The 23,872-nt window shown below is 69.9% G+C and carries 17 protein-coding genes and 2 pseudogenes; 10 read left to right on the top strand and 9 right to left on the bottom strand.

From position 1 onward, the window contains the following. Nucleotides 1-8: 8 nt before the first annotated feature. Together OG718_RS01260 and OG718_RS01255 are read right to left on the bottom strand one after the other, a co-directional pair. Nucleotides 9-2,216, bottom strand: coding sequence for a Mu transposase C-terminal domain-containing protein (locus OG718_RS01260; protein WP_328842839.1), 2,208 nt, complete (start codon nt 2,214-2,216; stop codon nt 9-11). After that, a complete protein-coding gene (locus tag OG718_RS01255; RefSeq protein ID WP_328842838.1) occupies nt 2,216-2,941 on the bottom strand; it encodes a TnsA-like heteromeric transposase endonuclease subunit in 726 nt (241 codons plus the stop codon). Before OG718_RS01255 ends, OG718_RS01260 begins: the two co-directional genes overlap by 1 nt. A 423-nt stretch (nt 2,942-3,364) precedes the next feature. Here OG718_RS01255 and OG718_RS01250 point away from each other — a divergent pair, with 423 nt between their 5' ends. Beyond that, the gene (locus tag OG718_RS01250; RefSeq protein WP_328842837.1) at nt 3,365-5,521 is read left to right on the top strand and encodes a helix-turn-helix domain-containing protein; all 2,157 of its coding nucleotides are present in this window, start codon (nt 3,365-3,367) and stop codon (nt 5,519-5,521) included. A 59-nt stretch (nt 5,522-5,580) separates the two neighbouring features. Here the strand turns inward: OG718_RS01250 and OG718_RS01245 are convergent, their stop codons facing one another. Next, a complete protein-coding gene (locus tag OG718_RS01245; protein WP_328842836.1) occupies nt 5,581-6,621 on the bottom strand; it encodes a hypothetical protein in 1,041 nt (346 codons plus the stop codon). A gap of 129 nt (nt 6,622-6,750) precedes the next feature. Here OG718_RS01245 and tpg point away from each other — a divergent pair, with 129 nt between their 5' ends. The 6 genes from tpg to OG718_RS01215 all read left to right on the top strand — a co-directional run bounded on the left by tpg (nt 6,751) and on the right by OG718_RS01215 (nt 12,044). Continuing rightward, nucleotides 6,751-7,320 (top strand): telomere-protecting terminal protein Tpg, encoded by a 570-nt coding sequence (gene tpg, locus OG718_RS01240; RefSeq protein WP_328842835.1) that lies wholly within the window; start codon nt 6,751-6,753, stop codon nt 7,318-7,320. Nucleotides 7,321-7,458: 138 nt separating this feature from the next. Continuing rightward, a complete protein-coding gene (locus OG718_RS01235; protein ID WP_328842834.1) occupies nt 7,459-8,487 on the top strand; it encodes a hypothetical protein in 1,029 nt (342 codons plus the stop codon). A gap of 144 nt (nt 8,488-8,631) precedes the next feature. Then, nucleotides 8,632-9,348, top strand: coding sequence for a helix-turn-helix domain-containing protein (locus OG718_RS01230; RefSeq protein ID WP_328842833.1), 717 nt, complete (start codon nt 8,632-8,634; stop codon nt 9,346-9,348). Then, nucleotides 9,254-9,694, top strand: coding sequence for a hypothetical protein (locus tag OG718_RS01225; protein ID WP_328842832.1), 441 nt, complete (start codon nt 9,254-9,256; stop codon nt 9,692-9,694). Before OG718_RS01230 ends, OG718_RS01225 begins: the two co-directional genes overlap by 95 nt. 20 nt (nt 9,695-9,714) lie before the next feature. Then, nucleotides 9,715-11,316, top strand: a complete 1,602-nt coding sequence (locus OG718_RS01220) for a hypothetical protein (protein ID WP_328842831.1) — start codon at nt 9,715-9,717, stop codon at nt 11,314-11,316. After that, nucleotides 11,316-12,044, top strand: a complete 729-nt coding sequence (locus OG718_RS01215) for a helix-turn-helix domain containing protein (protein ID WP_328842830.1) — start codon at nt 11,316-11,318, stop codon at nt 12,042-12,044. Before OG718_RS01220 ends, OG718_RS01215 begins: the two co-directional genes overlap by 1 nt. 73 nt (nt 12,045-12,117) lie before the next feature. Here OG718_RS01215 and OG718_RS01210 read toward each other — a convergent pair whose 3' ends face one another. The 3 genes and pseudogenes from OG718_RS01210 to OG718_RS01200 form a co-directional block, all read right to left on the bottom strand. Then, a complete protein-coding gene (locus OG718_RS01210; protein ID WP_443054860.1) occupies nt 12,118-14,067 on the bottom strand; it encodes a protein-arginine deiminase domain-containing protein in 1,950 nt (649 codons plus the stop codon). Nucleotides 14,068-14,710: 643 nt separating this feature from the next. After that, nucleotides 14,711-16,825, bottom strand: a complete 2,115-nt coding sequence (locus OG718_RS01205) for a hypothetical protein (protein WP_328842828.1) — start codon at nt 16,823-16,825, stop codon at nt 14,711-14,713. Nucleotides 16,826-16,854: 29 nt separating this feature from the next. After that, nucleotides 16,855-17,001, bottom strand: a pseudogene (locus OG718_RS01200) (transposase); the annotation flags it as partial. A gap of 421 nt (nt 17,002-17,422) precedes the next feature. Between OG718_RS01200 and OG718_RS01195 the strand changes: the two are divergent. Continuing rightward, nucleotides 17,423-18,328, top strand: coding sequence for a ParB N-terminal domain-containing protein (locus OG718_RS01195; RefSeq protein WP_328842827.1), 906 nt, complete (start codon nt 17,423-17,425; stop codon nt 18,326-18,328). Then, entirely contained in the window at nt 18,329-19,168 is an 840-nt protein-coding gene (locus tag OG718_RS01190; protein WP_328842826.1) for a DUF6551 family protein, read from the top strand. A 1,075-nt stretch (nt 19,169-20,243) separates the two neighbouring features. Here OG718_RS01190 and OG718_RS01185 read toward each other — a convergent pair. Together OG718_RS01185 and OG718_RS01180 are read right to left on the bottom strand one after the other, a co-directional pair. Then, nucleotides 20,244-20,927: an RNA polymerase sigma factor gene (locus OG718_RS01185; protein ID WP_328842825.1), complete on the bottom strand. Its 684-nt coding sequence runs from the start codon at nt 20,925-20,927 to the stop codon at nt 20,244-20,246. A 548-nt stretch (nt 20,928-21,475) separates the two neighbouring features. Continuing rightward, nucleotides 21,476-21,811 (bottom strand): hypothetical protein, encoded by a 336-nt coding sequence (locus OG718_RS01180; protein ID WP_328842824.1) that lies wholly within the window; start codon nt 21,809-21,811, stop codon nt 21,476-21,478. Between the two features lie 137 nt (nt 21,812-21,948). Between OG718_RS01180 and OG718_RS01175 the strand changes: the two are divergent. Further along, nucleotides 21,949-23,161 (top strand): annotated as a pseudogene (locus OG718_RS01175) (RNA-guided endonuclease InsQ/TnpB family protein). A gap of 44 nt (nt 23,162-23,205) precedes the next feature. Here OG718_RS01175 and OG718_RS01170 read toward each other — a convergent pair. Then, complete coding sequence (locus OG718_RS01170) at nt 23,206-23,790, bottom strand: TetR/AcrR family transcriptional regulator (protein ID WP_328842823.1); 585 nt, start codon at nt 23,788-23,790, stop codon at nt 23,206-23,208. Between the last annotated feature and the right edge of the window lie 82 nt (nt 23,791-23,872).

Genomic DNA, 23,872 nt, shown 5'->3' with positions numbered 1-23,872 from the left:
GAAGCGGGCTACGTGGTCTTGCCGTACGGTCCGCCGCCCTGGCCAGCCGGGCCGTGGGCGTCGGGCGGCAGGCACAGGTGCCGCGGATCGATGTCCATGGCGGGCAGGGCCGGGATGCTGCCGAAGACGGGGGCGGGGATGCCCGCGTAGGGATTCTCCAGAGGCGCGGGGCCCACCTGCGGTCCGCGCTCCAGGGGCGCTGGCCGGGGCCCGGTGGTGCGGGCGGGGCCGCGGCCCGCGCGTTCCAGCAGCGAGCGCACGACGCGGGCGATGGCCAGTTCGTTCTTGGTGCTGCCGCCCTCTTCGAGGTGGACGGCGGTGGCCTGGTCCCAGACATGCTCGCTCCACGCGTCGCCGATCAGCCGCTGGTAGACGAAGTCGGCCTCCGCCCAGGTGCCGGTGCGGTGGTCCTGCAGCCACACCTTCTCGGGCTGATGCGGGTGGTAGCGCACCGGCCAGCGCTGTCCCTTGCCCGGCCAGCCGGACGCGGCACCCCGATAGCCGTTCAGTGCCCGGCTGTCATAGGTACGGTTGCGCAGCCGGATCCCCTTCTCAGTGACCTGCACCCACGCGGTGGGCAGCATGCGCAGCCGGTCCTCGGCGCTCAGCCGCACCGGCGCATAGCCGCTGCTGGCCACGTACGCGGCGAACATCTGGTTGGGGGTACGCGGCGGCATCGACGGCAGGAACGGGTTGCGCAGTTCCTCGTGCGGGCGCTGCTGCCAGCCCGTGGCGATCCATTCCTGCAGCAGGTCGTTGAGCTGGTCCAGGCGCCACAGCCGTTCGGATGCGGCCTTCTTGCCGCGGTGGGTGAAGTCCCGGCCGGTGTAGCCGGTGAGGAACTGGCTGAAGAGGCTTTTCACCGCCCCGAAGGTCCGCTCGATGATCGCCTTGTGGGTGGGGGAGTGGTAGCAGGCCGGGCGCACCGAGATGCCGAGGTAGGCGCACGCGTCCATGAAGGCCCGCCCGGCGAACGCCTTTCCGTTGTCCATGACGATCATGTCCGGCACGATCACCGGCCGGGCGGCCGCGTCCTGCATCCGCTCGTCGGCCTGGACCAGCTGCGCATACGGCAGCCCCGAGCCCTTGGCACCCGCCCGCTTAGACCAGCCCGGCCGCATCGGCTGCGGCGTGCACATCTCCGCCAGCAGCAGCAGCGCGTCAACGGCCTTGGTGGCCCGGCCGCCGTGGCGGCGGCTGTTGGGGCCCGTCTTGGTGCCGCTGGACTTCGGGCGGATGACCGCGGCCAGGATCGACCGGGTGGCCACATCGATGGCCGCGGTCAGCTCGACGGAGACGACCTTGCCGGTCTCGTCGATGGCCAGCACGTCGAGCTGGGTGGTGTCGATCTGCACCTGCTCACCCGGTGCGGTCGCCAGGGCGGGCGTGAACGGCGGCTCGGGACGGTTGCTGTCGTCCCCGCGGCACCGCGTGGTGTCCTTGCCGGTGCCGCACTCGATGCCGAGGCGTTCCAGCAGCCGGTAGAACGTCGCCCGTGACGGCAGCAGCCGCCCGGCCTCCTTTTTCTTGAACTTCTTCACGCAGACTCTCCTGAGCAGCTCGAACAGCCGGGACCTGGTCCCGGAGGACTTGTTCTTCAACCGGCCGTGGACCTGACGCAGCAGCCGCACGACCCGCTCATCGACACGGCCATGGCTGCTGGGTCTGCGCAGCCGTCGTTTGTCGACCAGCCCCCACACCCCCTCGGCCAGCCAGGCCAGCCGCTTGCGCTCCACCGTCGCCGCCGACACCTGGTGATGAGCGGCCTGCAGCTCGGCCGCCTTGAGCGCGTAGCGCTCACGCAGCGCCGTACGCGACGGGTCGTAGCCGGGGCGCGGCATGGTGCCGGGGACGGCGAAGCCGGGCAGACCGGTGTCCACCTCCAGCACGTGGTCCAGCCAGAACTCGACCTCGTCCCGCGCCTTTTCCGGCAGCCCTTCCAGCAGGGCCACACTCGCCAGGCCCTCCCGCACCGGCGCCGCCCCCTGCCCGCCCGCACCATCGCCGCCGCTGTCGTCGGGGGAGGCGAGCACGGCGAAGCCCGGCGCACCGAGCAGCGCATCCAGCAGGACGACGGCGTCCTCGCCGTCGGCGCGATGGCTGAGCAGATGCACATGGCTGCCCTGAAGGGCCGCGACCAGGTAGGTGCTGCCGCGCCAGCGCACCACATCACCCACCGCCACGGCCCCCGTCGGAGCCGGCGCGAACGCGGGCATCACACCGCCACCTGGGGTGCCGTGGACGACCACACCAGCGACCGGGCCGGCACGAACGGCACGCTCCAGTCGATGAGCAAATCCCGCTTCCAGATCAGGTGATGCGCCTGCGCCACCGCCGAAAGGTCCGGCAGGCCGCTATCGGCCACCCCCTGGACGAGAGACATTGGCGTGGCGAACACGGCATGCAGGAGCCGGGCCGCGTCCGCATCCGCCAGGCGCGGGTGCCGGTAGCGGGACAGACGCCGCTGGTTCTCCGCCGTCACCGCATCCGGCGGGGTGTGCACCTGCAGCTGCCAGCCGGCCTGGCGGCGGGCCGCATCCAGCAGGCGAAGCGTCTGGAGCCAGTCGGCGCCCGCCTGCCCACCCGGTGTGCGTACCACCAGGCGGGCCCGCCCGTTGGTCAGTCGGGCGAAGAAGTCCGGCACACAGGCGCCGTGGCTGTCCGCCCAGCTCAGCTGCACCGGCCACGCGGTGAACGCGGCCACCTCAGGATCGAAGTCCAACGACCGGGCCGCCGACAGTCCCTCCAGCGTGGCGCAGCCTGCATGGCGGGCCGCACCGGCCGGCCGCCACCAGGTCGCGATCGCCCGTTTGCCCCGGTACTGCACCGGCTTCCACACCGGCTCCCGCTCTTCCAGCTCCTCGTGCTGCACCTGGCCCACCGGCCGCCGCACCAGCCGCCCGGCAGAGGAGTGGAACTCGGCCCACACCACATCACTCACAACGCACCTTTCACGAAAACATGGACGTCGCCCGTGTGATCGATCCGGGCGACGTCGAACACAGTGACGGCCCGGCCGGCAGGCGGGAAGGAGATCAGGCTCGAACACTTCGATCGAGCGAGGCGTGAGCGGTGGCGCGCGCCTCGCTCGATCGTGCGAACGAACCGCCCGTCATGGCGGCCCATCCGATGTGCCACACGGCGACAGGCCCGGCGGGCGGAGTCCGGAAGGGGGCGTGAGGCAGCCGCAACCGCGCGCATCGCTCGAACGGGTGGGGGATACCGCGTATCGGTGCAGGTCAGATCGTCACACCCGCGGCAGAACGTTCATGCGGGCCCACGCAACCCGTTCGGGACGGGCAAGCTGCGCTGCCAAGCGCACTGCTTCCCCATTTGCCCGCCCTGACCAGGGAGTTGCCCCACCGTGGACGAACTCTTCCCGCCGGACGCGGTGGTGGCCACCGCCGCGTCGCGCGCCCTGCCCCCACCGGGCGAACGGCACCGCCTGCGACGGCAGTCCAACCTGTCCGTCCACCAGGTGGCCGACGCCTGCTCAGTGACCGAGGCCACCATCCGCGCCTGGGAAAACGGCACCACCACCCCGCGCGGCCACAACGCCGAGGTCTACCGGAACCTGCTGGAGGGACTGAGCGCACGGCTCACCCAGAACCCCGCGCCCCCGCATCCGGCCGCCACCGCGCCGGACTGGCCCGCTCTCGGAGCCCTCCACCGCGAGATCCCCTCCCGGGCCGCCACCGACCTGCCCTGCCGACGCTGCCAGCAGCCCACCGGCCAGCGCGTCGGCGGCAAACCCCAGCATCTGGGCACCCGCTGCCCCACCCCCGCCCCCGGGATGCAGCCAGCGTCACCGCTGCTGGCGTCCGTACCGCTCCAGCAGGCAGTGCTGGCCCCCGCGCAACGTGCGCCGGCCAGCCCTCCGCTCCCTGCTGCCGAGCGGCTGGCCTATCCCACGGCCGGGCGCCGCACCACCGCAGGCCCCCTCGCCGTGGTCGACGACGATCCCGGGCAGGGCCTTGCCGCCCACTTCCCCGACGGCCACCGCCATACCTTTGCGGCCGACCGCTTTGCCGGACTGCTGTCCTGGGCCCTCACCGCCGGCCTGGGAGCACCCAGCCTCAAACCCGGGGCCGGACTGAACGCGGGCCCGCTGCTCGTTCTGACCGAGGCGGCCGCCGCCCGCCTGGCCCTGCCGCTCCACCCACCGACACCGCCGCAACGGCATCCGCGCAGTGACCACCCCCTGCTGCAGCAACTGCGGGCGATCGGCTGGCAGACCGACAGCCAAGGCCTCGGCCCCTGGACCACCCTCCACCCCAGCACCGCAGACCCCGTCCGCGACGCCGTCCATCTGGCCGTCACCGCCTGGGGCGCCCTCTACCGCGACGACTGGCAGCTGCCCGCACACCTCAATGCCGCCCAACTTGCCCGCCTGCTGGGCCAGTACACGAGCCTGCTGCGTACCCCGCTGGGACCGCCCGGAGTCTGCGGTCACCGGCTCATGAGCGACCTGCGCCCGCCTCCGCGCCAGCACGCCGTCACCAGGATCCCGCTGTGTCCGGGCGCACCGGGAGCACTGACCGAGCACGTCGATCCCGCCCCTTGCGAAGCGCCCGCCGGTCACCGGCTCACCGTCGGCCGAGCGGCCGCGGACAGCCTCGCTGTCGAAGACCTCAGCTGGTGGCGCACGCCCACGGACGCCGAGACCGACTGCGAACATGTGGTCTGCCTGGCCGTCAACCTGCCCTATGTCGCCGACTCCAACAACGTCCGCATCGCCAACGGGCCGGCCCACGAGGTCAACCAGCCCGCCTTCGACCGGAAGACCCCCGGAAGCTGGCTCGTCGCCCTTCCCCCTGTCCGCCCCCAACACCCCTATCTGCCGTCCCCCTTCGTCACCGAAGACCTGGCCTGGCATCCCACCCCGGCCGTGGCCTACGCCCAGGACCGGGGCGTCACCATCCGGCCCGTCAAGGGCTGGCTGCGCACCGGCCAGGCCGGCCCCTACCTCTACCCCTGGTACGACCGCCTCCGCCGAGCCCACTTCACCGCGCTGGAGAGCCTCGGTATCACTGCCGGGATGCCCCCGGACGCGTTCGCGGCCGCCCTGCACGATCTGCCCCACGGCGACCCGGCCGGCGTGACCCTCCTGCGCGCCGTTCACGCCTCCGCGGACGGCGGCATCGCCAGGCTCGCCGCGCAGCCCGCCGATCCCGACCACAATCCCGCCCTGCCCTGGCCGAGTCCCGCCGACCCCAGCTGGCGCCCCGACCTGCTGGCCGCACTCACCGCCAACACCCGCGCCCACGTGCACCGCAAGCTGTGCCTGACCGCCCGCACCGGACACTTCCCGCTGGCCGTGCACACAGGGCACATCATCTACGCCACGCGGACCCCCAGCATCCTGGAGATCACCGGCGACGCCGACAGCGGATTCAAGGTCGGTATCTCTGCCGGCCATGTCAGGCCGGTCGCCGTCCGCAGCATGGACTGGTTCCTCGACCACTGCTGTCAGGGGCAGAACCCCGCACAGCGGCTGAAGAACGCCACCACACCATGGTGACCGCCACCACGCCCGCCCGAACGGATGCCCGCGGGCCGTCCGGGCTGCTGCCGCGCCCTTCACGGCAGGCTGGTCACCGGCCCGCCCAGCCGCCAGGGCAGACACGAGGACTCTTCCAGCATGTCGTCTTCGGACAGCGGCCGGTGCGGCTCGAGCGGCTGCATCTGCCCCGACCGGTAGCCCGGCGGCGGAGCTGTCTGCGCCCGCCGCGCCACCACCGGGGTGGTGATGCGATGCCGCACAGTCCAGGTCCGCAGCGCACGGTAGCCGCCATGCTCCATCTGCTCCGGCATCCCCAGCCGCTCACCGACCCACGTGATCCAGCGCCGCGACACCCAGTCCGGCGCACCGTTGTCGAAGTCCCGGCCCCAGCCCCGCTGCCGCTCGTGCACCGCCATCGCCTCGGCCACCGTGACCGCCTCGGGGTAGACCACCAGCGGCAGCGCCCGCGGCTGGCGCACCAGGCCCAGCGCCCGCTCCCGCACCGCCCACACCGTGTCCGAGCCCATCTGCCGACACTGCCACCAATACCCGGTCACCTGCAGGGCATCGGCGAGCAGGGCCCGCGCGTACGGGCCAACCCGCTGCTCCAGCCGCACCCGGCGCCGGTGGGCCTCCACGACCTCCTCCAGCCCCGCAAGACTCATGTGCTGCGCACGGTCGGCGCTCTGCAGCCACTGCCCGTGCCGCACGCACACCTGCCAGGACGCACGCACGGCCAGCCACGCCGGCGGCAATCCGTCGCTGCGGCGGGCCGTACACCCCGCGCACTCCGCCAGCACCGTCCAGCCAGCAGGCCAGGGGCCGATCCGGGCCGGCCGTGCGCGCGGGGCTCCCGGCCCCGAAGCCGCAGTGGGCAGAGCTCGGCGCAGATGTGCCTCGTCCCGGCCGGCGAGTACCGCCAGCATCCCCAGCCCCCGGCCGTTCACCAGCACCTCGCTCGTGCGCGGGTCCAGTCCGTGACGTGCCCGAACGCCCAGATCGTCCAGCACGTCTGCAGCCGGAATGCCATTGACGGCAGCCAGCCGCGCGACGAACGAACTCGTCGCCTCCTCCCGGACCGCCGACAGGTCCACCGCCTTCGCCGACAGCACACCCACCGCCTCCCGCCCCTCACATCCGCTCTCCGGCCGGCCGCGTGTGACCGTGCCCCGCCGCCTGTCCGGACAACGATCACCACCCGGCCGGGGCAACGCGCCCCCGCGTTCCTGCAGGAGGACTGCCGCACCGTGGCCCACCCCAGCACATCGGTCGCCGAAGCCCTGGACGTCGCCGACGCCCGGCACTGGACCCGCCGACCCCCCGTCAGACCCGCCACGCGGCTGCGTCATCTCCTGCGCGACCAGGACGCCGCCGACCTGGCCCCCCGGCTGTTCGCCTACCCGGACGCGGTCACACGCTGGGCCGCAGGAGACACCGTCGGCCTCAACCCCGCCCACAGGACCCTCATCGAACGGGAGATCTACCGCACCTGGCAGCCGGACGCGAGGCGCCGCGCCCACCAGCAGATCCTGCACCACGACGGCTGCGTCACCGTCCAGCTGCACGCCCGCTTCACCTACACCACCAGCTGCGGCGAGTTCCACGACCCCCGGGTGCGTCCCCTGACCGAGGACCTGCCCACCGTGCACGCCCGAGCCCTCTTCGACGCCCGCCACCGCGACGCGGACGAGGACGAACTGCGCTGCATCCTGGCCGACGGCATAGGCGAGGCCTACTTCTTCCACGCCCTGCCCGCCGACCAGCAGCAGGCAGCCGTCGCCATCAGCGACCTGCACTTCGTCCAGTTCCACTACTGAGCAACGCCCCCAACAGCAGAGCCCGCTGCACCAAGCCCGCCCTCCGCTCGGCGCCGAGCGCCACCAGCGCATCAAGGCGCCGACTACCGCCTCCACGATCCGCAACGGCCGCCGCACCGTCCGAAAGAGACAACACCCATGACCCTCATCTACGCCTTCCAGGACACCGCCGGGCACTGGCACGGCGACCTCGACACCCCCCTCCTCGACGCAGAACCCGAACACGGCACCCTCACCTACCTGCCCGTACCCGGCACCCCCGAGGCGGCCAGCCCCTTCGCAGGGCAGACCCTCAACGTCCTGTTCGCCGTCACCGACCTGGACCCCGGCCCCGTCACCTACCAGCTCGACAGCGGCGGCACCTTCCCCGCCTCCTGGCACGTGCACACCCTCCTGGCCACCCCCATGGGCAGCCAGACCATCCCGGACCCGCCCGACTGCGACAACACCCCCGAACCGTGCCTGGAAGTGACCCTGACCGACCACGGCCGCCGCTACGTCCTGACCGCCGCCCGCCACGACGACGGCCGCCTCACCGCCACCCTCACCGCCAGCACCCCCGCAGGCGACATCGAAGGAGAACTGTGCGGGGACATCGACGTCCCTCATCTCGACGGCCTGGCCCGGCTGCTCGGTGCCGCAGCCCGCGCCGCCCACGCACCACAGGCAGCCCCCGCACCGGCTGCAGCCGCCACCATGCCGCCAGCCGGTTCCGCACCGGCTGCCCCCAGCCCTCCGGCACCCCGGCGCGGTGAACCGTGGACCGACGAGGAGAGCACCCGCCTGGCCGACCGCTACTGCCATGGACGGGACTTCGCCGCTCTGGGCCGGGAGTTCGGCCGCAGCCCCCTGGCCATCCAACACCAGCTCGCCCGCCTCGGCCTCACCCGCCGCCCCGCCCTCCCGCGCCCCGTCGCCCCGCCCACGCCGGCGCCGAAGCAGACCCAGGGCCCCACCCTCGAAGAACGCCGCCAGACCCACAGCCGCTCCCACGAGAAGTGGGAGACGGCGGAAAAGGAACAGCTCGCCCAGCGCTGCGCCCAGGGCGCCACGGCCGAGGAGATGAGCCGGGAGTTCGGCCGCAGCAAGACAGCCATCGAAAGCCGCCTGAAGGCGATCGGCGCACAGGGCCCTGCCGCCGACAAGGCCCGCATGGCCGACTTCTGACCCCCGGGCCGACAGCCGGCGTCGACCAGGACACACCATCCACGGCATCATGCCAAATCAAATATCTGATCAGGCTTGCATGCCAGTGGGGTGCCCCGGTACTGTCCGAGCACGGCAGGCGATTGGACCCCGAGGAGGCAGGAAGTGCTGCTGACCACGGGACAGGCGGCCGAGGAACTGGGCTGCGCCGTCACCACCTTCCGACGTCTCATCACCGCGGGCGTCCTGCCCGGCCTGTCCCGCCGCGGCGTCCGCGTCATGACCCCGCTGCCCGTCGTCCAAGCCCTGCAAGAACGTGCCCACGCCCCCCTGCACCGCCTGGGCGTCACCGAACTCGGCGTGCTGCGCATCGACGCGGCACGCCAGGTCGACGACGACCGCCAGTGGATCGGCTACGCACCCCGCCTCGGCCCCGACCGCCTCCTCAACAGCCTGAAGGGCTGGTGGCGCTGCGACGCACCGACCATCGCCGCCGCAGACGTACTGCCCGTCACCCTGTCCGGGTACGTGGTCGCCGTCCTGACCGGCCTGCACCCCTTCGAACGCAACACCGAAGGCCGCTACGCCTTCTCCGCCGCACGGCTGGCCGGCTACGTCACCGACCTGGCCGCCCCCGCCACCGAACTGACCTCCCGCGTGAAGAGCGACCACGCTTTCGCCGAACTACTGCTGGGCACCCGCCTGGCATCGCACTCCGGCGGAGCGATCGCCTATGTCACCGCCAACACCACAAAGCCGACCCCCCCCCACGGCTGCACGAGGGATCATGATGGACGCACAGAGCTACAACACCGGCCTGGCCGAGCTGCGCACCCTGCGCGACCAGATCAAAAAGACCACAGCAGCCCTGGCCAGACTTGAGACGGAACGCTCCAAAGCCATCACCGCACTGGCCGACTACGACAAGGCCAAGGCCGACCGGATCGCACCGGCCGCCGGGATCAGCGTGGCCGAGACCGTGGCCATCGCCCCCCAACTCGCCCCCGACAGCCTCGCCGACAGTCCTGCCGCCGCCCCCACCGACCCCCTCCCGGGCCAAGCACTGACGCCGCGGCACACGACGCTGCGCCGGCGGCGCAGCAGGCGCCCGCCCCTCCGCCGGGCGCCGGGCAGGATCCCCCCGCCGCCGTCGGCGTCCCCCGCGCCCTGCCTTCTCTGCCCGAAGACACCGAAACGGGCCGCTGGTTCACCCACACCCCCGGCCTGATCTCCCAGCGCCCGAACTTCATGCAACGGCCCCGCTCCACGGTTTTCCTGGACACCGCCACAGGCGTCCTGGTCCACCGCGACCACACCACCCGCCTCGACCTCGGCGACCAGTCGGCCGCCGCCATCCTCACGGCCGTGTTCCACACCGTCCCCGACAGCGTGGAGCGGATCTACATCACCGCCGGTGACCCCTGGCACCACGACGCCGACCGATACCCCTACCTGCGCGACGCCGTCGCCGCCTGGCTGAACGCACCTGTGCCCGGCTGGCGCACCGACACCGGCCAGGGCAAGGACCGCCTGGCCGGACACTTCGTCCACGTCCGCAACCCCGTCGGCCGCTACCAGCGCGACGACGGCAAGCACCGCGTCGAAATCCGCTCCGCGGGGGAGTGGTTCGACCTGGAAGACGGCGACGACCCCGCCATCGTCCGCGACACGTTCCTCCTCCTGTGGCAGGAACTGCGCCGCCACTGGCCCGACGCCGTGATCATGGGCTCGCCCTCCCAGACCGGCCGCGACCTGTGGACCCGCACCATCCCCGAGCGAGGCAAGTACGCCGACGGCTACCCCGTCCTGTCCGAGGAACTGCGCGGTCTGCTGCACGCCACCGCCGGCCAGGGCCGCAACGAACTGATCACCCCGCCCCGCATCCCCGCCCAGCTGCCGGGGCTCCTCGAATACGACCGCACCTTCGCCTACGCCAAGCACACCTGGAAATCCCCCGTCGGCACCCCCCGCCGCATCACCCCCCGCACCTTCGCCTCCTGGACGGCACAGGAGCAGACCAACGCCCTCTACGGCTGCGGCCACTGGCACGTCCGCGTCACCGTCCCCGACGGCTGGAACCATGTCGGGATCCTGCCCGCGCCCGCCCCCGGCGAACGCGCCTGGCACTACCCCCACACGCCGGGCACCACCTTCACCACCTGGGCCGGAGGACCCGAGGTCCACGCCGCGCTGAACAACCCGATCCAGCCCTGGAAGGTCGAAATCCTCGACGGAATCCTCTGGGAAGCCGGCAAGCCCCTCACCGACTGGGCCAGGAAACTCAAGGACACCTGGGCCAACCTCGCCGCCCAGGAACACTTCCAGGGCGACGAACGCAACAAGCGACCCGCCCACCTGGCCTCCCGTGCTGTACGCGCCATCCTGCTGTACGGCATCGGCTCCTTCGCCCAGCGCCCCCGCATGGTCACCGGCACCACCCCCCGGAGCATGGAGCGCGACGTCCCGGCAGACGCCGAGATCATCGGCTTCGACGACAACGTGATCACCTGGCAGCAGCCCACCGGCTTCGCCTGGGATCCCAACGCCCACCCCGAATGGGCCGCCACCATCTGGTCCGGCGCCCGCGCCGCCCTACTCACCCAATACCACCGCGACGAAGACACCTACGCCGGCGCCCTGCACGCCGCCCCCGGCAGCGTCGCCGCCTTCCGCACCGACGCCGTGTACCTCACCAGCGCGCAGAACTGGCCCCACCGTCAGCAGCCCGGCGACTACCTCCTCAAGGGCCACCTCACCGGACCCCTGACCGCCCCGGACAGCGAGGAAAACCTCCTCGCCCTGCGCGACGCCGGACGCATCGCCCTGGCCGCCAGCCGCAAGGAGACGTGATGCCGCCCGGACGCCGACGCAGCCGACCTGCCGCGCCGCGGCAGCTGAACGAGGCCGCCCGGCTCGCCGACCAGCTGCAGGCAGCCGGCTACACCAAACGCGACATCGCCCGCATCATCAACCGCGACCCCTCCCTGGTCTCCCAGTTCTACACAAAGAACAAAGGAGCCGCCTTCGTCCCCGCCCTCCAACAGGTCCTGGCCGCCGTCCAGATGGGCGGCATCACCGACCCGCCTGAACTCGCCGCCATCGCAAGCCAACACATCACCCGCCGCACCACCGCCTCCGGCGCCGCGGCCCGCGTGCGCAGCAAAGCCGTCCTCATCACCCCCACCGGCTCCGGCACCGGCCGCGTCGGCGCCCAGGCCATCGCCTCCGGCTCCTCCCGCCTGCGCCCCCTGATCGCCGAAGCCGCCCGCCGCGGCCTGCGCCTGGCCTTCACCGTCCGCCTCGCCAAAACCGCCTACGTACACCCCTCCGGCAGCCGCACCGACTCACCCGGCATCCGCCGCGACGTCATCCAGCGCGCCGACCACAGCGAGGAACGCTCCTACGGCTCCGCCCAGACCGGCGGCCACGACGCCGCCACTTTCGCCCGCCGGGTGGACGCCGCCAGCGGCGACGTCACCGCGGCCGTGCACCAGTGGCTGGTGGAAACCGGCCGCATCCGCCCGGACGCCCACATCATCCACCTGGAGATCCGCACCTGGCGCCCGCGCACAGGATGACTCCCGAGCCCGAGGCGGGATGCGGCAGGCGCGCTGCCGTAGCTATGCGCAGGCGGCGCAATCTGGGAGATCCCTACTGCCGGGCCGCTTGCTTCCACCAGGCGGCGGAGGCATCGCGCAGGGTGTTGGTGCCGCAGTGGATCTCGCCCATGCCGAGGTGGTACGTGTACCAGTCGTCGACGTACGACACCTTCAGGCCGACGTGCGTGTACGCGGCAGTGACGGCCTCGGTGAAGATGTCCTTGCCGCCGATGACGGGCCCCCACTGGCGCGGGGCGAGGTAGCGGTCGCGGGAGAGCAGGACGCCGTTGACGGCGCCCGGGACGTAGGCGCTGGTCTCGACGGTCTCAGCAGCCGGTGCGGGGGAGGGGGCGCCCTCGGCGGTCCGGTTGCCGTCGCGGCCAAGGAGTTGCTGCTGGCCGTGCTTCTCGGCGGCCTCCGGGTCTGCACTGCCGCCGAGACGGCGGAGCAGCGGCACGCGGGCGCCGGCGCCCGCGTCATTGGTGCCCCGGGTGTAGAGGGCGGGCACCCGGACGATCTCGTCGTCGGTGACGCCCGTCTCCCGCTTCAGGACCTTCAGGTTGGCCGCGATCTTCTGGGCTGCCATGGTGTTGTCGGACACCAGGCGAGGGGAGGCGAGGGCCTGGTCGACGGTCTCCTTGGGGGCGGCCACACCGTTGAGGCCCGGGACGGAGAACATCTTGGCCGCGCCGTGGCCGTCTTGCTGCGCGTCCTTCAACAGCCGCACACCGGCCTGCGGGTCGGCGACGCCGATCCGCCAGCCCTGAGGGGTGTCGGCTGGCAGGAACTGCACGAACTCGTCGACGTGCCCCACATGCAGCCACGAGGTGTCCAGCAGGAGCGGGTCTTGCAGGCCCTGGGACTTGAGCAGGGTGCGTATCTCCTTGGAGGGGCGTACTCCGCTGCCGTCCTTGCGCTCGCCCATGATGATCCGTCCGGCCGGGAACGAGCGGCCCTGGTGGGTGTAGGGCGGAATGGTCTCCAGGTTCCCGTAGGAGTTCAGGGTCTCCCAGCCCTGCATGTCCCGGCCCGTGGCCTGCACGACGCCGATGTTCGGGCCGCGCAGTTTCTCGTAGAGTTCGCGGCCCGCTTCCCGGTCCTGGGCTGAGCGCAGCATGACACGCATCGTCCGCTGTCGTCCGTCCGGCTCGGTCATGTTGAGGTAGGCCGGCTCGACGAAGTCCTGGGCCCAGATGTCGCCGTACTTCTCGAAGGTCACCAGCGGCTTGGTGATGCCGGCCCGCTGGGCCTCCTTCTCCAGGTTCTTGACGAACGTGCGCTGGTGCTTGGCCCAGGCTTCGTTGCCGCGGACCTTGGTGACCATCAACTGCTGGGTGTCCTGCAGGGCATGGTGGGTGAGCAGCGGGGCGGCGCGCAGGATGACGGTGTCGGCGGCGGTGCCGGAGGAGGCGGTGACCTTCAGCCGGATCGCCGCGCGGCCGTCCCACTTCGCGCTGTTGCGGATCACGTCCTTGCCCTCGACGCCGAACTCGGCGCCGGAGCGCAGTTCGGCCGCCGTCAGCCGGGTCTGCGAAGTGACGGGCTTCCAGGCGCCGTTCTGCTTGACGAAGACTCTGGTCTGCTCGGCACCCGTGGTGACCTTGATGCTGCCCTTGGCGTCGGAGGGCAGGTTCGTCATCGGCACCGAGCGGACCCGGGCCAGGTCTGCGGCGTCGGCCCCGCCGTTGACCCTCTTGTCGGAGGCGTCGTTGCACGCGGCCAGCTGAGTGTCGGAGAGCCGACGGCCGCCCGGGCCGGTCGTCGGGCACCGCTTGCTGTCGTCGTCGATGTTGGGCAGGAAGACCGCACCCCGCCCGACGGACCAGGTGTCCTCACCGGCGGTGTCGGTGCCACCGGTGAGGTCGACCCGTCCGTCGCGGTCGACGTCCGCCCTCAGATCGACACGGAGCGGCTCCTCCGCGTACGCCAGGGCTGGGGGTGCCAGCACCGCTCCCGTTGCGGTGAGGGCGACCAGGGCCTGTCTAGCGTGTCTCGTACGCACATCGTGTCCTTTCGTTCCACGCGGCTGCCCCCGTTGGGGAGGAAGAGGCGGAACGGGTGCTGTGCGTTGGCTGGGTGGAGAGGAAGTTGTCCTGGACGGTCAAGACGCTTTGTTCTCCGGGTGGAGGCTGCCTGCCGGCGGCGGCAACCGGCCATGGCGGGCGCCCCGGGCTCGCGTCCCAGGCAGGCCTGGACGCCCACCGTTCCGTGAACTTGCGGGCGGAGCAGCCCGGTTGCCGGGCGACTGTGAAATCCGGCTGGCCAGCGATCACGGCCTGATCCCGGGCTGTCCTTTGTCCTTTTCCAGGTACGGGTTAAGCGGGCTGCGGAGGTCCTGGCCCGGTCCCCGGAACGAGGCGAGAGAGCGAGCCGCCACCGGGCCGCCGAGGTGCAGGGGTCTCCGAAACCACCCACGCAGGCGGGTGCGCGGGATGCGCCCTGGAACTCCGTCGCTTGCCAGGCGTCGGCGTACTCGTTGTGCAGCGCGAAGCGGGGCGCAGACGCGTGCTGAGCGCGCCGGCTTGTCGAGCTTGTGGTGCCAGACCGTGCGAGACGGCGCCATGTACTCCTACAAGACGCTGGCAGGGAACGGAAAAGACAGCGCCAGATGGGCTGATGCGGCTATGCGCTCCAGAGCGGGCAGTTCATCTCAAGGCGGCGGGGCGGAGCTGCTCCTGGTCCAGTACCAACAGTTCCATGCCACGATCGGCGCACAGCTGGCGGGCATGGTCGACGGTGGAATCGGGGAGAGCGTCGACGGCGGCCATGAGGTGGATGTCAGCGCCGAGACGGGCGCTGAGTTCGATGTCGCGTGCGGTCTGTTCCTCGTGGAACTCGCTGGCCCGTGTCTTGAGTTCGCCTGCCAGGACACGGCCGCCGAACGTGCCGTACAGGTCGACCTCGGCGCGTTCGGACGCGCTGAAGACGAGGTTGGCGCCGGGCAGGAAGTATGAGGCAGGCTGCAGTTGTTGCAGGGCGGCGATCGCCATGAGGTGGGGCAGCACTCCCTGGTCGCTGGCGCGGTCGAGGAAACTGTCGAGCCGATAGTGCAGATCCACACCGGTGTCAGTGGCACGGAACGCTGAGGGGGAGGCGCAGCCCGGGCAGCGTGCTTCTGGGCCGACGCTGGCGAGCGGGATGAAACTTTTGACCCGGCACTGCTGACAGTCGATGGCGATGCCGCGTTCCGCCCACCCCAGGGCGCAGGCCCGCTCAAGGGCGGGCAGCGCGTCCCTGCCGGCCAGGCCCTGTAGCTGGCGGGCGGGGGCGTAGCGGCGCTCCATGCGGCTGCCCCATTCGGTGGCCAGTTCCTCGACGCCGGCGGGCAGCTCGTGGCCCTGATGCTCGAGCTTGGCCAGTGCCTTGAGGAAGTGTTCGGTGCGGCGAGTGGTCAAGGCGACGACCGACTCGTACAGGTGAGGCTCGAGCAGGGCGGCGGGGTCGGTCTGGGCTGAGAGGGCGGCACCGAGTCGTCCCTTGTCCGACAGTTCCCAGGTGACGGTGTCCGTCAGCAGGTGCTCGACTACGGCCGGCAGTTCCGGGATGGTCAGCGTCAGCTGGTAGCGGTTCTGGGCGTGGGTACTGATCTGGATGCTGTCCTGATGCCAGACAGCGTTGCGGACCACCATCTCGGCGCTTCTGGGCCGGCGCGGCAGTCCGTCGAAGGCGGTGCTGGACAGCCGGACCAGGGTCTGTCCCGGCCGGGTGAACCTGACAGGGGAGGAGAATTCGATGCTGGTGGGCCCGGCGTAGAAGTGTGCGTCGACATTCGTCCACTGGCCCCAGGACCGGTCGAAGACCAGCCACAACCGCGGGTCCGCATCGACCGTGTACGTCAGGTCGCGCGATGGATCGCGCTGTGCCCACATCGTGGTCTTGATTTCCTCGGCCGCGCCGGGGGCCAGTTGGAGGGTGACGGCCAGCGCATGCAGCTCGCCGTCAGGAAGGCCCGGGCCATACAGCGCGACATCAGGTGAGCTGTCGGGGTGCTCGCGCAGGTGCCGGGCGACATCGTCGGCGAAGCGGACCCAGTGCTCGACGCCGTGGCGGGGCACAAGGACGACCGAGGTGGGGTTGATGCCAAGAGGCCGCAGGGCGCGCAGCGTCCAGAAGAGCGCCAACTGGCTGACGTCGTCGGGATCCGTCACCACGATCGTCATAGGCCCGCCGACCAGGGCGTGGCCCTCAGCGGAGTGCTCCCGAAACTGTGACCGGCCCTGCTCCAGCAGCGTCCGGCTGTGGAGCTGGGCTGTCGCGACTTCCACATCGCTCAGCGGACGGCTCACCGGCAGGACCTTCTGCAGGTCGTGCAGTGCCGCCGCCGCCACATCGCCGGCTGCCGCAACCTGCCACAACGGTGCGCCCGCCTGCGCGATCAGATAACTCTGGTCCCACTGGACGGGCCCCGCCACGGACGCCGGATGACAGGTGAACCGGCCCGCACCTTCGTCATCGATCCGGCTCAGCGCGACCAGGGGCAGTCCCAGTTGCCGGGCGGCTTCCTCGGCCTCGCACTCGTCAAGGTCAACATTGACCGCCCCTTGAACGTCCGCAGCTTTGATCATTTCTTGCCAGGCCTCGGACACTCCTTCACCCGGCACGGGCACGATCGGCTCGGTGATCCCGGCCCACCGGGTACTGGCCTCGCATACCGCGCGCCGGAAGCCGTCGGCACTGTTCTCACCGATCAGGTAGACCACCCGCGCCGCCAGCACCGAAGCCATCACCGGGTGTTGGCCGTAAGACTCTTTGCGCTCCATCCTTTGATCTTCGCAGGGAGTCCCGGCCTTCAGACCGGGCGCGAAGCGCCGGAGTTCTCTGCCGTCAGGGGGCGTGACAGCCAGGTAGGCCGCTTCTGGTCCTCGATGTAGTCCTTGGCGATGCTCAGCGGTGCACCGCCGCATGACCCGGCGAAGTACGAGGGCGCCCAGAACACGGACCCCGTGCCGATGCGGTTGATCCGCCCGGTGTACTCGGCCCCGGCAGGGGATCCGGTGCCAGGATGGCCACGGGGCCTTGACTGCTGTGACCCACCAGCGGGTCGTGCCGGTAGTCGGTCACCGTCCCCGGGTGGCGCGATGTGCAGTCCGGGAAGGAGGCGCCTGTCGGGCGTTCCCGTCCGTTGTTCCCGCCGGACAGGCCTGCGGGTTCCGCTGCCCGGATGTCCCTGCGTGTGCCGCTCTTCGGGCTTCGGCGCAGCATCAGAAAGGAGCGCAGGCCGTCACCCAAAAAGCTCATTATGTATATCGCTTCTTATCCGGCGAGGGGCGCTGCCGTCGAAGGCGTGCTGTTTCTTGATTTCCTGTGCGGAGTCGGCTAGAAATGTCAGCATTATCAGTGGTGCTGGGCAGTCATGGATGGTCGCATTGAAATACAAAACCATTCCGGTGGGCGATATTCGGGCCGACAGGCCTCTGCGGAATGTATTGGGATCTGTCGATAAGCTGAGGAGTTCCATCAAGCGGAATGGTATGCGTGTCCCACTGCTGGTCAACCCCGCGGATCTCAGTCTGATTAGCGGATACCGGCGTTATGCGGCGTGCCGGGGGTTGCGGAACATTGCTGTACGGGCGGCCCTTCCTGCTGATGTCGCCGAAGCCTGCTTCGAGATGGGGGAGCACGTCCGTCGGCCCGACAGTACGTACGCGCTGCCCATGACGCCTCGGGAGAGGGTCGGCCTGGCGATGAGGCTTGGTGAACTGCCCAAGCCTGTGCAGCCGGGTAAGTTCCGCTACGAGGACTGCATTGCCCCAACTGTCGACATCTCGGCAGCCATTCTCCAGCGCATCCGTACCGTGGTGCGCGCGGCCCAGGAGGATGCGCCCGATCCCGATGCCGCGATGGTAGGCGCCAGGAAGGTTCTCGGCCTCATGCTGCAGGCGGTCGAACGTCCCGTCGACGGCTGGACCACGGGTCAGACCATCCGCCTCCTGCATGCACTCCTCCGGGCCGGTGAGCATCCGGAATCCCTCGAGGACGTGTGCTCCTCCTCCCGTGTGCGGGGACAGCGGGCGGAAGGGCATCCTCTCCCGTCGGCCCAGCAGCCCGCAGGGGTGTCACCCGAACGCGGCGTCCCACGCCAGCACCCGTTCCCGCGAGCCGAAATCAGGCGCGGCATCGACACGATTTCCGGAGCGTGTGCCGGCCTTGAAAGTCTCCCCATCACCGGGATTCCCGTGGAAGAGGCGGGATACCTGGAGCGGGAAATTAAAAAGAACCAGAGAATCCTACGTCGTATCTTGAAGTGCGTGCAGGAGAGCTGAATGATTGACGTACATCCGCACAAGAAAATCGAGATGGTTGCCCCCGAGAACGTGACCACCGATCCACGGGTCAATACCAGGCCGGTGGACCGCAGCTGGGTGGCGCGCAAAATCCGGGAAGGATACGACGTCAAGAGGATCGGCGTGCCCACCGTGTCCGCCCGAGGCGATGGCACGTTCGTGTGGCTCGACGGGCAAAATCGCGGTGCCCTGTGTGTAGCGGCAGGCAGCGGAGCCACGAAGATCAGCATGATGGTCTTCCGGAGCCTGACCCTTGCGGAAGAAGCCGAACTCTTCCTCGGACTCAACGACAACCGCCGCGTAGCACCCATTTACAAGTTCCTGGCCGAAGTGACAGCCGGACGGAAGGAAGCGCTCGAGATCACCCGCATCGCAGGCCAGTTCGGATGGACGGTCTCGGACGCCGGCGGACCCAGCAACATCGCTGCGGTCGCGGCCCTCAACTCGATCTTCCGCTCCACGAAACCGGGTGGAGCGACCCTGCGCGCCACTCTCAAGATCGTAACCCAGGCATGGGGACACACCCCCGACTCCGTCAACGCCCATCTGCTCCTCGGGCTTGCCTCCGTGCTGAACGAAGCCCCACATCTCATCCCGGCTTCCATGATCAAGAAGCTGGCTCATCACGACGGCGGCCCGGCGGGCATTCTCAGGAAGGGACGTGGCTTTCGGTCGGCCACCGGATGCACCGTCACCCAGGGCGTCGACCAAGTCATCCGCGCCATCTACAACAGCGGTCGACGCTCCGGACGTCTGGCCACGTGGGGACCACCCGCCCCCCGCTCTGCCGGGCAGGAACAGATGGCCGCACGGGTGTGACAGCACGCAAGGCTGGGACTGCGTCCAATACCCGCACACCGGGCATGTGGCCGGCGCACTGAGCAACGGCACAGACCGGCGAAGCCGTTGGCGCAGACCACCAGGCCACGCGCACCCCAGTGCAAACCAACAGGCACTGCTGCAGGCCATCGTGACGACAGTGAAACGAGAACTGCTCGGCGGGAGCGCACGCCCGCTGCCCGCACCGAGACGCAGGGATGTACCCCCACACGCGGGTACATGGCACACAGCGCCGAAGCCTGCCGGGAGGCCGGTGCGAAGACCGGCTGAGGGCGGGGCATCGGACGTCAGCGCACGCCGGTTGTGCCCCCGCCTGCCTGCCGCCGACTGCTCTGGTGCGGAGAGGGAGTGGCCGTGCGGTGGCGCTGCCGTCCCGGCGAGCGTATCGGCATTTGATACCGCGGACGGTGCAGCATCCCGCTCGCGGTCCAGATGCCCGAGACGGTCGCGGACCTCTGGGTAGAACTCCGTGTCCTGAGGCTGGTACGGGGCCTCCCCGCCAGCACCGGTGTCATCAGCCGGGCCCCTCCTGCGATCAGCAGCATCGCCAACTGCGCCGTGGACAGCCGAAGCGCCGGGAGCCGGCGTCTCCTCCCTGCCGCAGGCACGCGACAGCAGCCGATCCGCGTCGCCATGCCCCCATGCGGCGGCCTGCGCGAGGTACTCGGCCGCCTTGTGGGCCGCTGCATCCGCGGGAGGCCCGGATCCTGTGGAACTGTGAACGGCACTGGAGCGCAGGGCGACGACCGCCATCCGGAAGGAGGCACCAGGGTGCTCGGCTCGCACAGCGACGGCGAAGGCCGCGCGGGCGGCTTTCATCTCACCGCGCCGCAGCGCCTTCGTGCCCAGCCGGTAGGCGCTGTTGGCGTCGGCGCGCAACTCCTGGTCTGCAGGACAAGACCCGCGCAGGCTCGGATCACCCCAGTCGCCATCAGGCCGGTCCCACCAGTCACCACACCGACTCCGGGCCCTCGACGGCACATGGTCTCCGCCCCCGCTCACGGTGGTGGCCTCCCCGCTGCGGTTGCTCGCTTCGAACCTCTTGTGGTTCACATCAATCACCGTTCCTGGCCTGCTTCCGGTCCACATGCGCCTTTCGCAGACGATCTTTGATCTCTGGAATCTCTCGGATCCTCTGGCGTCCCCGGGCCCACTGCTGATCCACTTGGTTGCGGGAGATACTCAGCCGATTGGCAATCTCGACGGCAGGAACATCCTGGCTGCGCAGGAGCGCCACCTCCCGCATCTGTGAAGGAGGCAGCGCAGCAATGGCCGCGTGCGCAGCGCCGATCAGTTCCTCATCGTCCGAAGGGCCCCACACCTGCGGATCCCTCACCACCACAGCACCCTGATCAGACAGCGGCAGCCGCCGCTCCACTTCCAGCGTGTGATAGCTCTCCACCAAGTCCACGGTGGCGGCTTCGTGAGCCACTTTGAGGGCCAGCCGCGAGGCGATCTTCTTGACGTAGGCGACGGGATTGCCCCGGGGATCGAGCCGGCCGCCGCGCCACGCACGCTCGATGGCTTCATCCGCGATGTCCTCCCGTGTGGCCACGCTCAACTGTGTGAACCTGCCCAGGCTGCTGATGACTTCTCCCCGGGCCCGGCCAAAGCGCGGAGCGCTCAGGGCCCAGAGATCAAACGAGCCTCCAAGACACGGCTCGTTGCCTGCGGCGCCGCTCACCACGGCCCGTGATCCTCCCGCTCGCCGGCTGCCGAAATTGGTGGCGTCGGCCACCACATGGTCAACTGCACCCCACCGGGGACCTGGCAATGCACGGCTGCCCCTATGGGCAGCGCCGTGAGCAGCCGCCCAACCAGCTCAGCTGTATTGCCTCCCGCGGTCTGCTGCGGCTCGACCGGACTCGGGCATGGTCTTTTGCCACGAACCAACCGCTCCCAGAGCCTGAGCACCAGACGGTGCAACCCCAGCATGTGTGCCACGGGGACCAGGCTCACGATAGTCATCACGTACTCGGCCATCGGGGACGTCATCTCGTCGCTCTCTTGCTGCTCGGGAAGATCTGGGCTGGCCTTTCACCTCCTCATAGCGATGCTGCCGACCCGTTCTTAACGAGCGCCGGAAGACTTCACCCGACAGGACGCATCGCCCGGCGGATGTTCACCGGTACGGACCACTGAAGGCGAAGGCGACCGCAGCCTCCCTGCACCAGCTGCGGAGGTACACCCCGAAGAGCCGGAAGGTCGCCAAGCTACTGAACGGGCACATCCGGTCCAATGCGCTGAAGGGGAAAGCCGACTACTCGAGCCGGAGGCCCCGGCCTTTCACACCGGGGAGGAATCACATCCGGTGTTGCGACACCCGGACCAGGGCGCGGAGGGCTCGTAATGCTGTCGGCCTCGCCCAGGTGATGTGAACGCGTGTGCCTGTGATCGCTGGTCGGAGTGGTGGCTGTGGTCCACCGACACGCTCGTCATGCGCTTGCGCAGCACCGCCACCGTCTGCTCATGCCACCAGGCCCACACCTGGCGTAGAACGAGTCGCTGCCCCTGGGGCAGAGCCGCACGCAACTTGCTGCGCACCGCCCGGTCGACGTCATCGATGACGGTCACGGAGTCGATGGCGCGCATCCGGCTGACGAACACCACCTGTTCGGCCATCCCTGATCTTGCGTGGGTATCCCCGGCTTCAGCTGGGGAGGGAAACGCATCCTTGGCTCGTAGGCGTGTAGCGCCGGAGTTCACTGCGTTGTCAGTGGGCTCCGCTAGGTTGCCGTGATCGAAGGGGGGTGGGCTGGATGATCCGTGCGTACAAGTTCCTCATGCGGCCTGCTGTCGGCCAGGCGATCGCGCTCGATGCGATGCTGGCCGATCACTGCTCGCTCTACAACGGGGCGTTGCAGGAACGCCGGGATGCCTATCGGCATGTCTCGAGGACGAGCGTCAGGTACGGGCAGCAGTCGGCGCAGCTCAAGGAGATTCGGGCGTTCGACCCGGAGCGTCAGGGCCGCTGGTCGTTCAGTTCGCAGCAGGCCACCCTGCGCCGTCTGGACAAGGCGTTCCAGGCGTTCTTCCGCCGGGTCAAGGCTGGTGAGGCGCCCGGGTATCCGCGTTTTCGGGGCGTGAACTGGTTCGACACGGTGGATTTCCCCAAGGACGGCGACGGCTGCCGCTGGGACTCCACCCCGCACGACCCCGTGACCCGCGTACGGCTCCAGGGTGTCGGGCACGTCAAGGTCAACCAGCACCGGCCGGTGGTCGGCAGGGTCAAGACCGTGTCCGTCAAGCGCGAGGGCAAGCGCTGGTACGCAGTGCTCACTGCCGAGCAGGCACAGCCCGAGCCGCTGCCCAGGACGGGCAGCGTGGCCGGCGTCGACATGGGCATAGCCAACTTCCTCGCCGATTCCAACGGCGAGTTCGTTCCCAGCCCGCGTCACGGGCGCAAGGCCGCTGCGAAGCTGGAAGCCGCACAGCAAGCCCTCGCCAGGTTCCCGCGAGTCCGGCGCGACAAACGGACCGCCAATCACCGCCGTGCCGTCCAGAAGGTTGCCGACCTGCGCCGCAAGGTCCGCCGTCAGCGGCTCGACCACGCACACAAGACCGCCTTGGGCCTGGTCCGCGAACACGATGTCATCGCGCACGAAGACCTCAAGATCCGCAACATGGTCAAGGCCCCCAAGCCGAAGCCCGACCCCGAACAGCCGGGCGCGTTCCTGCCGAACGGGGCCGCCGCGAAAGCCGGACTCAACCACTCGATCTCGGATGCCGGATGGGGGGTGTTCCTGACGATTCTGCACGCCAAGGCTGAAAGCGCCGGACGAGAAGTGATCGCCGTGGACCCCGTAACCCTCCCGGACCTGCCCTGAATGCGGGCACGTCTCAGCGGAGAACCGGCCCACCCAGGAGAAGTTCCACTGCGTCTCGTGCGGCCACTCGGCGCACGTGTACACGGTGGGCGCCCTGAACGTTCTACGGGCCGGGCTGGTCCGTCGCGACGCCAACCCGGCATAGCGAGAAGCCCCCGCGTTCACGCGGGGGAGGAGTCACCGGCAGTTTCAGGCTTGTGCGACCCGCATGGTGATCTCGGCGATGCGCTCCGCGGAGAGGTCGGGGGGCAGGACGGGCTGGACGAGGTGGCTGACCGTCAGGCGCACCACCGCTTCGACGGCCAGGTCTCGCGAGTGGGCGTCGATTGCGGGCCAGACTTCCGCCGCGTAGGCGGTGAGCATGCTGATGGCGGTGTCCAGGAGGGGCTCGGAGCGGGTCGTCAAGTGGGTGAGCAGGTCCTCTTCACCGCCCCGGCTGCTGGTCAGGATGGCTTTGATCAGCGGATTGTCGGCCGCCGTGTGCAGGGTGTACCCGATGGCGGCGGTGATGGCGGCCCTCATGTCGCCGGGGTGCGCGAGGAGTTGGTTCTGTATGCCGGTGAGAAAGCGTTCGACCTCGCGCATCACCAGTGCCTGGCCGATGGTCGCCTTGGAGCCGTACTCGGTGTAGACGGTCTGCCGGCTCACTCCGGCGGTGGTGGCGATGTGGGTCATCTTCAGCCGGTCCCAGCCCTCGGCTGCGACCCGCTCGTAGGCGGCGTCCAGGATCCGTTCCTTGAGCATGGAACGGACCGACTCTCGATAGCGCGTCATCTCGGCCCCATCCTAACGAGCAACGCCCGACACCTTGACGACTTAGTGGAGCTCTGTCTAGTTTCTGGACAGTTAGTGGTCG

Origin of the sequence: Streptomyces sp. NBC_00258 (assembly GCF_036182465.1) — a bacterium.
GTDB lineage: Bacteria > Actinomycetota > Actinomycetes > Streptomycetales > Streptomycetaceae > Streptomyces.
This window is presented reverse-complemented; position numbering and strand designations above follow the sequence as displayed.